Annotated in this window: 13 protein-coding genes; 6 read left to right on the top strand and 7 right to left on the bottom strand. The window is 62.5% G+C overall.

Annotated elements, in window-relative coordinates:
• Nucleotides 1–113: 113 nt before the first annotated feature.
• The 5 genes from HQ912_RS10085 to HQ912_RS10065 all read right to left on the bottom strand — a co-directional run bounded on the left by HQ912_RS10085 (nucleotide 114) and on the right by HQ912_RS10065 (nucleotide 4,273).
• On the bottom strand, nucleotides 114–1,430 hold the full coding sequence (locus tag HQ912_RS10085) for a Na+/H+ antiporter family protein (protein WP_173407527.1): 1,317 nt from the start codon (nucleotides 1,428–1,430) through the stop codon (nucleotides 114–116).
• 248 nt (nucleotides 1,431–1,678) lie between these two features.
• The gene (locus HQ912_RS10080) at nucleotides 1,679–2,992 is read right to left on the bottom strand and encodes an ATP-binding protein (protein ID WP_107322235.1); all 1,314 of its coding nucleotides are present in this window, start codon (nucleotides 2,990–2,992) and stop codon (nucleotides 1,679–1,681) included.
• Complete coding sequence (locus HQ912_RS10075; RefSeq protein ID WP_076383909.1) at nucleotides 2,989–3,657, bottom strand: response regulator transcription factor; 669 nt, start codon at nucleotides 3,655–3,657, stop codon at nucleotides 2,989–2,991. The genes HQ912_RS10080 and HQ912_RS10075 overlap by 4 nt, the downstream gene beginning before the upstream one ends.
• On the bottom strand, nucleotides 3,657–3,968 hold the full coding sequence (locus tag HQ912_RS10070) for a PepSY domain-containing protein (protein WP_047229266.1): 312 nt from the start codon (nucleotides 3,966–3,968) through the stop codon (nucleotides 3,657–3,659). The genes HQ912_RS10075 and HQ912_RS10070 overlap by 1 nt, the downstream gene beginning before the upstream one ends.
• Nucleotides 3,968–4,273 carry a PepSY domain-containing protein gene (locus tag HQ912_RS10065; RefSeq protein ID WP_047229267.1) on the bottom strand — a complete coding sequence of 102 codons (306 nt, stop codon included), beginning with the start codon at nucleotides 4,271–4,273 and terminating at the stop codon, nucleotides 3,968–3,970. The genes HQ912_RS10070 and HQ912_RS10065 overlap by 1 nt, the downstream gene beginning before the upstream one ends.
• A gap of 163 nt (nucleotides 4,274–4,436) precedes the next feature.
• On the opposite strand from HQ912_RS10065, the gene HQ912_RS10060 reads away from it, so the two are divergent.
• The 5 genes from HQ912_RS10060 to codA all read left to right on the top strand — a co-directional run bounded on the left by HQ912_RS10060 (nucleotide 4,437) and on the right by codA (nucleotide 9,570).
• Entirely contained in the window at nucleotides 4,437–5,516 is a 1,080-nt protein-coding gene (locus HQ912_RS10060) for a hypothetical protein (protein ID WP_076383908.1), read from the top strand.
• An 83-nt stretch (nucleotides 5,517–5,599) separates the two neighbouring features.
• Complete coding sequence (queD, locus tag HQ912_RS10055) at nucleotides 5,600–5,956, top strand: 6-carboxytetrahydropterin synthase QueD (RefSeq protein WP_047229269.1); 357 nt, start codon at nucleotides 5,600–5,602, stop codon at nucleotides 5,954–5,956.
• A 78-nt stretch (nucleotides 5,957–6,034) separates the two neighbouring features.
• Nucleotides 6,035–6,865 carry an alpha/beta fold hydrolase gene (locus tag HQ912_RS10050; protein ID WP_173406741.1) on the top strand — a complete coding sequence of 277 codons (831 nt, stop codon included), beginning with the start codon at nucleotides 6,035–6,037 and terminating at the stop codon, nucleotides 6,863–6,865.
• 171 nt (nucleotides 6,866–7,036) lie between these two features.
• A complete protein-coding gene (gene codB, locus HQ912_RS10045) occupies nucleotides 7,037–8,308 on the top strand; it encodes a cytosine permease (RefSeq protein ID WP_076383905.1) in 1,272 nt (423 codons plus the stop codon).
• 14 nt (nucleotides 8,309–8,322) lie between these two features.
• Nucleotides 8,323–9,570, top strand: a complete 1,248-nt coding sequence (gene codA, locus HQ912_RS10040; RefSeq protein WP_076383904.1) for a cytosine deaminase — start codon at nucleotides 8,323–8,325, stop codon at nucleotides 9,568–9,570.
• A gap of 125 nt (nucleotides 9,571–9,695) precedes the next feature.
• Here the strand turns inward: codA and HQ912_RS10035 are convergent, their stop codons facing one another.
• Nucleotides 9,696–10,688 (bottom strand): DeoR family transcriptional regulator, encoded by a 993-nt coding sequence (locus HQ912_RS10035; protein ID WP_047229273.1) that lies wholly within the window; start codon nucleotides 10,686–10,688, stop codon nucleotides 9,696–9,698.
• Nucleotides 10,689–10,865: 177 nt separating this feature from the next.
• Between HQ912_RS10035 and HQ912_RS10030 the strand changes: the two genes are divergently transcribed.
• Nucleotides 10,866–12,017, top strand: a complete 1,152-nt coding sequence (locus HQ912_RS10030; RefSeq protein ID WP_047229274.1) for an MFS transporter — start codon at nucleotides 10,866–10,868, stop codon at nucleotides 12,015–12,017.
• 213 nt (nucleotides 12,018–12,230) lie between these two features.
• Here the strand turns inward: HQ912_RS10030 and HQ912_RS10025 are convergent, their stop codons facing one another.
• Nucleotides 12,231–14,669, bottom strand: a complete 2,439-nt coding sequence (locus tag HQ912_RS10025) for a TonB-dependent siderophore receptor (RefSeq protein ID WP_047229275.1) — start codon at nucleotides 14,667–14,669, stop codon at nucleotides 12,231–12,233.
• Nucleotides 14,670–14,714: the final 45 nt, after the last annotated feature.

Genomic DNA, 14,714 nt, shown 5'->3' with positions numbered 1-14,714 from the left:
GAGCTGCTGAATTTGGGGGCCCTATCGCGAGCAGGCTCGCTCCCACATTGGATATTCTGTGAACACCCCTGTGGGAGCGAGCCTGCTCGCGATGAAGGCAACTGGGTCCCGGGTTACAACACCATCGCCGCCACCCAGCCAAACACCAGCAGCGGCAAGTTGTAATGGATGAAGGTCGGGACCACGGTGTCCCAGATGTGGTGGTGCTGGCCATCGATGTTCAGCCCGGAGGTCGGGCCCAGGGTCGAGTCCGAAGCGGGCGAGCCGGCATCGCCCAGGGCTCCGGCGGTGCCGACGATGCAAACGATCGCCAGCGGGCTGAAACCCAATTGCAGGCACAGCGGCACGAAGATCGTCGCCAGGATCGGCACCGTGGAGAACGATGAACCGATGCCCATGGTCACCAGCAAGCCCACCAGCAACATCAACAGGGCGCCGATGCCCTTGTTGTGGCCGATCCAGGTCGCGGAGGTTTCCACCAGGCTCTGGACTTCGCCTGTCGCCTTCATCACTTCGGCAAAGCCTGAGGCGGCGATCATGATGAAACCGATCATCGCCATCATCTTCATGCCTTCGGTGAACAGGTCGTCGGTTTCGCGCCAGCGCACCACCCCCGATACCGAGAAAATCAGGAACCCGACCAGGGCACCGATGATCATCGAATCCAGCAGGAGCTGAATGGCAAACGCCGCCGCGATCGCCAGCCCCGCCACCAACAGGCTCAACGGGTTGTAGCGCACGGTCACCTGTTCGGCCCTGGCGATAGTCTTCAGGTCGTAGATGCGTTTTTTGCGATACGTGAAAAATGCCATGACCAAGCCAAACACCATGCCCAGCGCCGGAATGCCCATGGCATGGGTGATGTTGATGCCACTGACATCCACGCCGCTGCGGGCGACGTTGGCTAGCAGGATCTCGTTGAGGAAGATGTTGCCAAAGCCCACCGGCAAGAACATGTAGGGCGTGATCAAGCCAAAAGTCATGACGCAGGCAATCAACCGGCGGTCCAGCTGCAGCTTGGTCAGTACATAAAGAAGCGGTGGCACCAACAGCGGGATGAAGGCGATATGGATCGGCAGAATATTCTGGGAGGCGACCGCTACCGTTCCCAGCAAGCCGATCAGGACCCATTTGACCCCCGAGCCACCGGCGACGTCCTGGCGATCCACCATGGCCAGGGCTTTGTCGGCCAGGGCGTGAGCCATGCCGGACTTGGCAATCGCTACGGCGAAAGCACCCAGCAAAGCGTAGGACAACGCCACGGTTGCCCCGCCCCCGAGGCCGGCATTGAACGCCTTGAGCGTGGCGTCGATGCCCAGGCCGCCAGTCAGGCCGCCCACCAGAGCGCCGATAATCAGCGCGATCACCACATGCACGCGGGACAGACTGAGCACCAGCATCACGCCAACCGCGGCAATTACTGCATTTATCATCATTACCTCAAAGCACAGCGATGGAGAGCCACCGGACAAAAAGGTCGCGACTTTGCAGGAAGCGGCGAGAAGCTGCAAGGGTCATGCGGCGGGTTTTATATCCGCATGAGAGCGGGAACGCACCGATATCTTGAGTCCAGCCCCAAAACAATGTGGGAGCGAGCCTGCTCGCGATGGCGGTCTGTCAGTTGATATTGAAGTGGCTGACCCGGCGCTATCGCGAGCAGGCTCGCTCCCACCAGAGATCAGCGCTTAGGCAATCCGATCGTGACCTTCAGCCCGCCCCACTCGCTGTCGCCCAGCGCCAGTGTCCCGCCCCAGGTGTCGACGATGTCCCGCACGATGCCCAGCCCCAGACCGTGGCCGTCGGTCTGCTCATCGAGCCGCGTGCCGCGGCTGAAGACCTGATCGCGGCGGTCTGCGGGAATGCCTGGCCCATCGTCTTCCACCGCCAGGCTGAACCCTTCGGCTGTCTCGCTCACGGTCAGGCGCACTTGCGCGTCGGCCCATTTGCAGGCGTTGTCCAGCAGGTTGCCCAGCAGTTCCAACAGATCTTCACGATCCCAGGGCAGGTGCAGGCCGGGCGGCGCGACGTAAGCCAAGTGCAAGTGCTCACCATGGATCATGTTCAGCGTGGCCAGCAACGCCGGCAGTTCCGCGTCGCAGTCAAGATGGGCACCGGGCAAGGCATCGCCGGACAGTCGGGCGCGGTTGAGTTCGCGGTTCAGGCGCTGACGGACCTGCTCCAGTTGTTCGAGCAACAGCTTGCGCAGCTCGGGGTAAGGGTCGAGTTTTTCATTCGAGGCCAGGCTTTGCAGCACCGCCAGCGGGGTTTTCAGGGCATGACCCAGGTTGCCCAGGGCGTTGCGGGAACGTTTGAGGCTGTCCTCGGTGTGGGCCAGCAGATGGTTGATCTGCGCCACCAGCGGTTCCAGTTCCCGGGGCACCTGTTCGTCGAGTTGCGAACGCTGCCCGCGCTGCAACTGGGCGATCTGCTCCCGGGCTTTGTCCAGCGGGCGCAAGGCGCGGTGCACCGTGATGCGTTGCAACAACAGAATCAACAGCAACCCCGCCAACCCAAGTCCCAGGCCGATCTGCTGCATGCGCAGGAAGCTGTCCCGCACGGGCGTGTAGTCCTGGGCCACGCTGATGGAAATCGCCTGGCCCAGACGCCGATAGTCGGTGCGCAGGACCAGCAGCTTCTGACCTTCAGGCCCCAATTGCAGGTTGCTGTGCAGCCCCGGATGGTCGAGATGGGGCAACTCCTGGTCCCACAGGGAGCGGGAGCGCCAATGCGTATCGGCAAAATCGATGCGGAAATAATGCCCGGAAAACGGTCGCAGATAAGCCGGCGACAAGCGTCGCTCATCCAGTTGCAGGCCTTGCGGACCACGCACCAGGGCCACTAGCAGGTTCTCGCTGTCGTTGCGCAGCCCCGCCTCCAGATACCGCTGCAGACCCAGCTCGAACAACCACAGACTGGTCTGCGCCAGAACCAGGCCGACCACCACCATCACACCGATCAGGCCCAGGCTCAGACGCCGCTGGATCGATCTCACTGGGCCTGCCCGCCGAACAGGTAACCCTGGCCGCGACGGGTTTCGATCACGCTGCGGCCCAGCTTGCGCCGCAAGTGATTGACATGGACTTCCAGCACATTGGAATCGCGCTCGGTTTCACCGTCATACAGGTGTTCGGCGAGATGGCTCTTGGAAAGGATTTGCTCGGGATGAAGCATGAAGTAGCGCAGCAGGCGAAATTCGGCCGCGGTCAGTTGGATTTCGGTGCCGTCGCGGCTCACACACTGGCGACCTTCATCCAGATGCAGCCCGGCCGCCTGGAGCGTCGGCTGGTTGGCCTGGCCATGGGAGCGGCGCAGCAATGCCTGGATCCGCAGGTGCAGCTCTTCGGGATGAAAGGGTTTGGTCAGGTAATCGTCGGCCCCGGCCTTGAGGCCTTCGATGCGTTCGGCCCAGGAACCACGGGCGGTCAGGATCAGCACAGGCGTGCTCAGGCCGCCCGCGCGCCATTGGGCCAACACTTCAAGCCCCGGCACCCCCGGCAAGCCGAGATCGAGGACGATCAGGTCATAAGGCTCGCTGCTGCCCTGATAAACCGCGTCGCGACCATCGGCGAGCCAGTCGACGGCGTAACCCTGCCGCGTCAGCCCGGCCATCACTTCGTCGGCCAGGGGAACATGATCTTCCACCAGAAGCAGGCGCATCAGTCTTCCTCATCTTTGAGTAAACGGCCGGTCGCGGCCTCCAGGTCCAGTTCGCGCACGACGCCGTCGGTAGCCAGCAATTCGACTTCGTAAATATAGACGCCGTGTTTTTCTTCCAGCTCGGCCTCCAGCAATTTGGCGCCGGGGTGGCGATCCAGCGCCTGTTGCAGCAAATGTTCCAGGGGCAGGATCACGCCTTGCTGCCGCAATTGCAGGGCCTCATCCTGGTCCAGGTCTCGAGCGACGGCCAGTGAACAGAACACCAGCAGCGCCAGCCCCCAACGGCTGCGGGGGCGTAAATTAAGCTTCATTACAGATCCTGATGATTCTTGAGTACCTTGCCGTCAACCGCGTCCAATTCAAGTTCCCAGTCAACGCCCTGGGCATCGCGCAAGTCCACCTGATAGATGTACTTGCCGTATTCTTGCTCCAGCTCGGTATCGGTCAAGGTGGCGCCAGGGTGTTTGGACAAGGCAGTGGCGTTGAGTTTTTCAACCGACAGAATGGTACCAGCGTCCTGCAGCTTTTGGGCTTCGTCGGCCGTGAGGTCTCGTGCGCTGGCCAGGCCACTGATGGCCATCAGGGTAACGATGAAAAAGGCAGTCAGGCGGTTCATGGGTTGTCTCCTTTTTTTGTAATCTTCACCGGGGAACTGTATCGGGGCGAACTTAACTGAAACTGAATTGCCATCATTGAACACAGATCAATGTGGGAGCGAACCTGTTCGCTGCCACAGGGCTGACGCCGTTAAATTATCCGTTGCACCATTCGAGACCGGTATGACCGCCATCCACATCAAGTTCCCTGCCCTGACCCTCAAGGCCGGCCCTCGTGCTCTGGCACGCATTCGCCAGGCTGGCCTGAACGCTGCCGATGTCGGCATTCTGCCGGGCGCCGCTGGTGGCCCCAAGGCCTTGGGCATTCAGGGGCTGGACCTGGCGCTGTTTGGCGAGTGGCTGCCCGCCGCGCCCCGGGAGCGCTCGCTGATCGGTGCTTCGGTGGGCTCCTGGCGCTTCGCCAGCGCCTGCCTGCCGGATGCCGCCGAGGGGATCCGGCGCCTGGGCACCCTGTACAACGAGCAAAGCTTTGCCAAAGGCGTGACCATGGCCGGGGTGAGCCAGAGTTCGCAGCGCATGCTCGATGATCTGCTCCAGGGCCGCGACACGTCGATCCTCGACAACCCGCATTACCGACTCAACATCATGGTGGTCAAAAGTCACGGCTGGCTGGCCCAGGATCATCGCGGGCGACTCGGCCTGGGATTGTCGTCGGTGATCGCCGACAACCTGCGGGGCCGAGCGCGCCTGTCGCGGCATTTCGAACGGCTGATCGTCCACGACCCACGCCGGGCGCCGCCGTTGCACCCGTTGAACGACTTTCCGTCACGCTTCGTCCCGCTGGAGGCCGGTAATCTGCGCCAGGCGCTGCTGGCATCCGGCTCGATCCCGATGGTGATGGAGGGCGTGCGCGACCTACCCGGCGCCGGCGTTGGCACCTACCGCGACGGCGGCCTGTTGGACTACCACCTGGACCTGCCCTACAGCGGCGAAGACATCGTGCTGTATCCGCACTTCACCGACCGGGTCATTCCCGGCTGGTTCGACAAGGGCCTGCCATGGCGCCGGGGGAACGTCGAGCGTCTGCAGGACGTGCTGCTACTAGCGCCGTCCCGCGAATACCTGGCGCGCCTGCCCTTCGGCAAGCTGCCGGACCGTAACGACTTCAAGCGTTTCATGGGCGATGACACCAGCCGCCGCAAATACTGGCGCACGGCGATGGACGAAAGCCGCCGGCTCGGTGACGAGTTCCTTGAACTGGCGGCCAACGGTGGGCTGGGCGGGCGTTTGCTGACCCTTTAGTCAGCACGGTCGCGCAACGCCGGAACCAAACTGATAAACTCCGCCGCCTGCCTCGCGACCGCTACCTTAAAGAGCCTGAACCTGTGGAAATTTTCAAAGAATTCACCTTCGAATCCGCCCACCGCCTGCCCCACGTGCCAGACGGTCACAAGTGCGGCCGCCTGCACGGCCACTCGTTCAAAGTGGCGATTCACCTGAGCGGCGACATCGACCCGCACACCGGCTGGATTCGGGACTTCTCGGAGATCAAGGCGATCTTCAAGCCGCTCTACGAGCGCCTGGACCACAACTACCTCAACGACATCCCCGGCCTGGAAAACCCCACCAGCGAAGTCCTGGCCAAGTGGATCTGGGAACAGTTGAAGCCATTGTTGCCGGAACTCAGTGCCATTCGCATCCATGAGACCTGCACCAGCGGTTGCATCTACCGCGGCGAGTAACCGGGCCACAGGGACCTGTGGCATTGGCTTTTTTTGTGTCTATGCTTTTTGGCTCGAACATGCCAAGAGGACGCGACCATGAGCCACTGGCCCCTGGATCACGAATACAACTTCAACGGACACCGCATCCGTTACGCCGTCCACGGCGACGGCCCGCCGCTGGTGTTTGTCCACGGCACGCCCTTCTCTTCCTACGTGTGGCACCGAATCGCCCCGCTGTTCTTCGCCACTCGCAAGGTGCATTACTTTGACCTGCTGGGTTACGGCCAATCCGCACAACCGGACGCCGACGTTTCCCTCAGTGTGCAAAACCAGTTGCTCGCACAGTTGCTGGACCACTGGGGCCTGGATTGCCCGGACGTGGTGGCCCACGATTTTGGTGGCGCAACCGCCCTGCGCACGCACCTGCTCAACGGCAAGCACTACCGCAGCCTGACCCTGATCGATCCGGTGGCGCTGTCGCCCTGGGGTTCACCTTTTGTCCAGCATGTGCGCCAGTACGAAGCGGCGTTCAGCGGCCTGCCCGATTACATTCAGCGGGCCATCGTACCGACCTATATCCGGGGTGCGATCAACAGGCAGATCCCCTATGAAGAACTGGCGCCGTACGTGCAGCCCTGGCTTGGCGAGACCGGCCAGGCCGCGCTCTATCGGCAGATCGCGCAGATGGACGAACGCTATACCCGCGAGGTCGAACCGCTGTATGCAACCGTGCGCTGCCCGACGCAGATCCTTTGGGGAGAGGACGATCAGTGGATCCCCATCGAACGCGGTCGTGCGTTGCAACGGATGATACCGGGCGCACAGTTTCATCCCGTTCCCAATGCCGGGCATTTGGTCCAGGAAGACGCGCCGGAGGCCCTCGTCGCGGCAGTGTTGCGGTTTCTAGCGCTGCACTCTCCCACCTGAAGAAACCGCATAGGCAGTGGAAACTGTGTTCCAACTTGAACCACCGCCGCACCGCTTTCGTTCTCTTCACTTACCCAATCCCACGGATTGGCTATAAATAACCTCGCGATCACTCGCTTGGCACGGGCGCTGCACGCTTGCGACATCTTCCTCCTGCGCAAGGACCTCCACATGACTCAAAACGATCCGGGCAACGACTATCCCTTGAGCGAAGTCCCGATGCATGCCCGCAAGGGCCTGGCCTCCACGGCCATGGTGCTGCTGGGCTTCACCTTTTTCACCGCCACGATGTTTGCCGGTGGCAAGCTGGGGGTAGCGTTCGGTTTTGCCGAAATGCTCACGGTCATCGTGATCGGCAATCTGCTGTTGGGCCTGTACGCCGCCGGCCTGGGTTATATCGCCTTCAAGAGCGGGCTCAATTCGGTGCTGATGGGTCGCTTCTGTTTCGGTGAGGTGGGCAGCAAGCTCAGCGACTTGATCCTGGGTTTCACCCAGATCGGCTGGTACGCCTGGGGCACGGCGACGGCGGCGGTGGTACTGGGCAAGTATTTTCATTTGAACGAAGGCACCGTGCTGGGGCTGATGGTGCTGTTCGGCCTGGGGTTCTGCGTCACCGCCTACATCGGTTATCGCGGGCTGGAGATCCTGTCGTACATCGCCGTGCCGGCCATGATGTTGTTGCTGATGTTGTCGATGTGGGTCGCGACGGTAAAGGTCGGTGGCCTGGATGGGTTGCTGGCGGTGGTGCCGACGGGCAGCCTCGATTGGTCCACCGCCATCACGCTGGTGTTCGGCACGTTCGTCAGCGGTGCCACCCAGGCGACCAACTGGACGCGGTTTTCCCGCTCGGCGAAGATCGCGGTGCTGGCGAGCCTGATCGGCTTTTTCATCGGCAACGGCCTGATGGTATTGATCGGCGCCTACGGAGCCATCGTCTATCAGCAGCCGGACGTAGTGGAAGTTCTGCTGTTGCAAGGCTTCGCCATGGCGGCGATGGCGATGCTGCTGCTCAACATCTGGAGCACCCAGGACAACACCATCTATAACTTTGCCGTGGCCGGCTGCAACCTGCTGCGCACCCGTCGGCGCAAAACCGTGACCCTGGGCGGCGCGGCGATCGGCACACTGCTGGCCCTGCTGGGCATGTACGATCTGCTGGTGCCTTACCTGATTTTGCTGGGCACGGTGATCCCGCCGATTGGCGGAGTGATCATGGCCGATTTCTTCTTCCGCTGGCGCGGCCGCTATCCGCGTCTGGCCCAAGCGCAGCTGCCGGCCTTCAACTGGCCGGGGCTGTTTGCGTACGGCGCAGGCACCCTCGCGGCGTTCACTTCGCCTTGGGTTGCGCCACTGGTAGGAATCGCCACCGGCGCGCTAACGTATGTGATATTGATCGGCCTATTGGGAATTCGCGCCACCGATACCCCCCTCCAAGATCTTTGAGAAGGACTCGCTTGATGCACATCATCAACGCCCGCCTGCGCAACCGCGAAGGCTTGCATGAACTGCACCTGGAAAACGGCCTGATCGCCAGCATTGCACGCCAGACCGAAGCCCCGAGCCTCGGCCCGCAAGACCTCGACGCCGGCGGTAATCTGGTGGTGCCGCCTTTCGTCGAACCGCACATTCATCTGGATGCCACCCTCACCGCCGGCGAACCCCGCTGGAACATGAGCGGGACGCTGTTCGAGGGCATCGAGTGCTGGGGCGAGCGCAAGGCCACCATCACCCAGGAAGACACCAAGACCCGCGCCAAAAAAACCATCCAGGCATTGGCCGCCCATGGCATCCAGCATGTGCGCACCCATGTCGATGTCACCGATCCTGACCTCACCGCCCTCAAAGCCATGCTTGAGGTGCGTGAGGAAAGTCGTCACCTGATCGACCTGCAGATCGTCGCGTTTCCCCAGGAAGGCATCGAGTCCTACCGCAACGGCCGCGAACTGATGGAGGAAGCAATTCGAATGGGTGCCGACGTGGTGGGCGGCATTCCGCATTTCGAGTACACCCGGGATCAAGGCGTAAGCTCGGTGAAATTCCTGATGGACCTGGCCGAGCGCACCGGTTGCCTGGTGGACGTGCATTGCGACGAGACCGACGACCCGCACTCGCGCTTTCTCGAAGTGCTGGCCGAAGAAGCCCGCAGCCGCGACATGGGCGCCCGCGTCACCGCCAGCCACACCACGGCCATGGGCTCCTATGACAATGCCTACTGCGCCAAGCTGTTTCGCCTGCTCGGGCACTCGGGCATCAGCTTCGTTTCCTGCCCCACCGAAAGCATCCACCTGCAAGGACGTTTCGATAACTTCCCTAAACGCCGCGGCGTCACCCGAGTCAACGAATTGCTCGAAGCGGGGATGAACGTGTGCTTCGGCCAGGACTCCATCGTCGACCCGTGGTACCCCCTGGGCAACGGCAATATCCTGCGGGTGCTGGAAGCTGGCCTGCACATCTGCCACATGCTGGGTTACCGCAACCTGCAAAGCGCCCTGGACCTGGTCACTGATAACAGCGCCAAGGCCATGGCCCTGGGCGAGCGCTACGGCCTGGAAGCCGGGCGCCCGGCGAATCTGCTGATCCTCTCGGCCGACAGTGACTACGAAGTGATCCGTAGCCAGGGCCTACCGCTTTACTCCATTCGCAATGGCGAAGTGCTGATGAAGCGGCAGATGCCGATGGTGGAGTTTGCGGTTCAGCCAGGTTGAGGTCATCGCGAGCAGGCTCGCTCCCACAGTGGAGCGGCGCCGTACGCGCATTTTTGTGCCCGCTGAAGATCGAATGTGGGAGCGAGCCTGCTCGCGATGGCGTCATTGGCTGCGGCGCAGATCGTCTATGACACAGACCGCGCAATACCAAACAACCTGACCCGCATCAGCTCACCCGCCTGTTCTTCCAGCAGAATCGGTGCAGTGCCACCCGGCATCACCACACTCACCGCCCCCGCCTTCACCCAACCCACTCGCCACGCGGCGCACGCCACCGCACTGGCACTGGTGCCCGAAGAAGCGGTGGGACCTTCCCCTCGTTCAAAAATCCGCGCGGCAATGCTTGCTTCGGCCTGGCGCCAAGCCCACTGCAGATTCACCCCCGCCGGGCAGGGAATCCCGGCCCCACCGGGCGGCGCATAGGCAATGCGCGTCAGGCTTTGGGCCAACGCTGGGGAACGCATTTGCGGGTTACTTGGCAACGTCTCGGCGCTGTCCACCAGGGTCACGCAGTGCGGGTTGCCAATGTTCACGAACTGACTGCTGCCCCAGGCCGGATTCAAAGCATGAAGCGCAGCCACACGGCTGACTTCGCGCTGGTTGACGATCACGCTTTGCACACCTTGAGCCGCGACAGCGCCGGGCCCGAAAAGTGGTTTTCCCAGGTCCAGCCAGAAACCCGAGAGACCTTCGAACTCAGCTGCGCGGACCGCCGTTTGCAGCGGTGACACGCCTTCACGTTTGTCGTGATGAACCTGTAGAACACATTCGCCGTCGCTCGGCATCAAGCCTTGCTCTTTGAGCGCCTGGGAGAAAATCGTCAGGCCATTGCCGCTGCGCTCGGCCAGGGTCCCATCGGTGTTGACGATCAACAGGTCAAAAGGTGGCTCATTCTGGAACGGGCCGATCAGCAGACCATCGCTGCAATGGGCCTTGGCATCCGGCGGCGCCTGACGCGGCGCCCAACTACAGAAGGCCTGCACTGCGGCGCGGGTCCAGGCCTGGCGGGCATGGGCAGCCTGGGCGGCTGTCGGCGGCAGGTCAATGCCTTGGGCACGGACCTGCTGCGGTGAGACCACGCCATAAATATTGCCCCGTGCATCATAAAACTGCGTCATGGACCAGACCCGGATTCAGCCAGCGAAAGCCGGTACTTTATTCCGGCCAAGGCTGTGCAGGCAAAGCGTGCTTGCCACCCACGCACCTCTTCGGCACCTTGAGGTCGCGGCGCGGTCAGTGGATGTGCAAGCATAGGGCCCGCCCGCACCATCGCCTCGCCAAACCAAGGACGTTTCATGACTGCCATTACGCCACCGCCAACCTTCATCCCCGGACGCCTGGAACAGATGTCCACCCGCATTGCCTATCTCATCGCCGGTGTCGGGATCGCGGCCTGGGCGCCGCTGGTGCCGTACGCCAAGGTGCGGGCGAACCTGGACGAAGGCACTCTCGGGTTGCTGCTGTTGTGCCTTGGGGTGGGGTCGATTCTGGCGATGCCGATTTCCGGCGCACTGGCGGCGCGATTTGGCTGCCGGCGGGTGCTCAGTGGCGGCACGATTCTGATCTGCCTGGCCTTGCCCGCGCTGGCAACGATGACGTCTTTGCCCTGGCTGGTGGCAGCCTTGTTCTTGTTTGGCGCCGGCCTCGGCACCGTGGACTCGACCGTCAACCTGCAGGCGGTGATCGTCGAGCGGGCCAGCGGTAAGACCATGATGTCGGGTTTTCACGGCATGTTCAGCCTCGGCGGGATCATTGGCGCGGCTGGTGTGAGCGCGCTGCTCGGCCTCGGCCTTTCGCCCCTGGGGGCGACGCTGGTGGTCAATGCATTGTTGCTGGTGGCGCTGTTCAAAGCGGCGCCGCATCTGCTGCCCTATGGCAGTGAAAGTTCGGGCCCGGCGTTTGCCATTCCCCACGGCGTGGTGCTGTTTATCGGCATCTTGTGTTTCATCGTATTCCTTGCCGAAGGCGCGGTGCTGGACTGGAGCGCGGTATTTCTGACGGCCGAGCGTGGAGTGGAAACCGCCTATGCCGGGCTCGGTTATGCCGCGTTCGCGCTGACCATGACCGTTGGCCGCTTGACGGGGGATTCGGTGGTGCATCGCCTGGGCGCCAGACGCGTGATTATCTACGGCGGCGCGACCGCTGCGGCCGGGTTCCTGCTGGCGACCCTGGCACCGATGTGGCAGGCGGCGCTGTTGGGGTATGCGTTGGTCGGGGCCGGGTGTTCGAACATCGTGCCGGTGTTGTACACCGCGGTCGGCAAGCAGACGCTGATGCCTGAAGCGATCGCCGTACCGGCCATCACCACCATCGGCTACGCCGGCATCCTCGCAGGCCCGGCGCTGATCGGATTCGTCGCCCATGGCAGCAGCCTGAGCTTTGCGTTCGGGTTGATCGCGCTGTCGTTGGTGGCGGTGGCGGTCAGTGGGAAAGTGTTGAAGGTTTGAGGCGTTACCCCCCTCTCTGTGGAACGGAGATTTATCTGTGGCGAGGGGATTTATTTGTGGCGAGGGGATTTATCCCCGTTGGGCTGCGAAGCAGCCCTAAAATCACTAACTCGGTGTGTCAGGCAGATTGAGTCTGCCGCTTTGGGTCTGCTGCGCAGCCCAACGGGGATAAATCCCCTCGCCACAGGAGTACGCGTCAATCCTGGTTTTTCATCAGAACCCCACGCTCGCCTGCACAAAAAACGTACGCGGTGCGCCGACATAGATGCCCGAGTTGTTGTCGCTGGAGCGGGTGTAGTACTGATGGTCGAACAGGTTCTTCACCCCGGCGCCGACCTTCAGGTTCGATAGTTGCGATCCGAAGTCGTAGCCAGCGCGCACGTTCCAGAGCACGTAACCCGGCATGTCACCGTAGCGTCCATCGGCGCTGCCGTCGGTGATGTAATCGTCGCTGAAGCTGCCGTCGGGGTTCACGCTGTTGCCGGGTGAGCGTTGCTTAGACTGGGCAAAGGCATCGAGGTTGTAAGTCCAGCGATTGATCTCATAACGCAACCCCAGGTTCGCCACCTGACGCGAGTAGAACGGCAGGTCACGGCCCTTGAAGCTTGGAATATCACCTTCATAAGTTGCGCGGGTGTAGGTGAAACCGGCATTGGCGCTCAGGCCTTCCAGGCGTGGGTCCAGCGCGGCCATGTCGTAGCGCACCGAGGCTTCCAGGCCCTGGTGCTTGGTGGCGCCCATGTTGGTCCAGCCCACATCGTTGCTGATGTACTGCAACTCGTCGTCGAAGTCGATGTAGAACAGCGTCACTTCCCCGCCCCACACGTCATCGTTGTAGCGGGTACCGATCTCGTAGGTCTTGGCTTTTTCCGGGTTCAGGCCGTTGGCGGTGTTGTTGCCGTCGCCGCCCTGGCCGAGCTGGAAATATTGCAGGCTGCCGAACGACGTCTCGTAGTTGGCGAACAGCTTCCAGGCATCGGACAGGTGATACATCACGCTCAAGGCCGGCAGCGGTTCGTTGCTGTCGATGCTGCGGCGTTTTTCCTGTACCGGACTGCCGTCGGTGTCGAGCACCGGGCGGTCGTGCCATTGGGTGCTGATGCGTTCGAAACGGATGCCCGGGGTGATGGTCCACTTGCCGACATCAATCTTGTCATCGATGTAGACCGCATGGGCTTCGGTGCCACCAGTGCGGTCCTGATAGACGTGACCATCGGACCCCGGCCGCACCACCGGCTGGTTATCGCGCAGCGCCAGGCGACTGGCCTCTTCGTGCATGCCTTCCTTGAGGTAGCGATAACCGACGCTGGCTTCCTGGGTGGTCGAGCCCAGGTCAAACACATGGGACACCCGCGGTTCGATGCCGAAGGTGTAGTAAGTACGCGGGTAGGACGCCAGGTTGCGCTGGTCCCGGGAGGCGATGGTGCTGCCACGGTAGCTGTCGGAATAATAGGTCAGCACTTCGGCCTGGGTGCGTTCGCTGATCTCGCGGATCCACTTGAACGACACGTCCTTGCGCCGGCCGGCAAAGTTGTCCCAGTCACGGTCGGACTGATACGGGTCCGCGTCGTATTGCGCCTGGGTCAGGCCGCCGGGCATGTCAGCCTTGGCGTCGTAGTAATGGAAGTTCAGCGAGAAATCATCCACCTCGGTGGGCGCCCAATGGGTCTTGAGGATGACGTCGTCGATGTCATTGTCGTTGTTGCTGCGGCGATAGCCATTACCGTTGACCCCCGAATACAGGAGCGCAACGCCCATGCCGTTATCGGCCGTGCCGCCGAGAAAAGCGCTGTCGATGTGCTTCCAGCCGCCGCGCTGGGAGGTTTCCAGGGTGGTGCCGATTTCACCGGTGGCTTTTTCCGGAATCGCGCGGGTCACGAAGTTGATCACGCCGCCGACGTTCTGCGGCCCGTAACGCACGGACCCGGCGCCGCGCACCACGTCGATGCTGTCCAAGTTGCCCGCAGAAATCGGCGCCATGGACAGTTGCGGCTGACCATAAGGCGCAAACGCCGCCGGCACGCCGTCGATCAGCACCGTGGAACGGGGCGACAGGCGCGAAGTGAGACCGCGCACGCCGACGTTCAGGGAGATGTCGCTGCCGCCGGTGCCATTGGCATCCTGCACCTGCACCCCCGGCACGCGCCGCAGCACATCGCCGACGTTCATGGCCCCCTGCTCCACCATCGCTTCGCGGCGGATTACCGTGCGCGCGCCGGCATGGTTCTGCACCACTTCGGCATTGGCATCGCCGAGCCAGTCACCGACCACCTGGATGTCGGTGGCCCCCAGTTCCAGCGGGCCGCCAGTGGACGCCGAGGGCGCCGGCAGCACGGTCACCGAACCTTCATTGATCTGGTATTGCAGGCCGCTGCCTTGCAGCAGTTGGCCCAGGGCCGCTTCTGGGGACAAGTTGCCGTCCACCGCCGGGGCTTGCTTGCCGGCCACCAGCTCCGGGCTGAAGAACACCTGCAAAGAAGTCTGCTGGCCGAGCTGGCTCAAGGCCTGGCCCAGCGGCTGCGCCTGGATGTGAATGGACGTGGCCGCCTGATCGGCGAAGGCCTGGGGCAATGCGGCACTGACGGCCAGGGTCAGGGCCAGCGGCAGCCAGCGGGCGGGGGCGCGGTTGTTGTTTTTGAAGGTGGTTTTCACGTCGAACCTTGTCCTGTTGAATCGCAAGAATACGCGTCTGTTAAT

Origin of the sequence: Pseudomonas sp. MPDS (genome assembly GCF_013283895.1) — a bacterium.
In the GTDB taxonomy this organism is placed as follows: Bacteria; Pseudomonadota; Gammaproteobacteria; order Pseudomonadales; family Pseudomonadaceae; genus Aquipseudomonas; species Aquipseudomonas rhizophila.
This window is presented reverse-complemented; position numbering and strand designations above follow the sequence as displayed.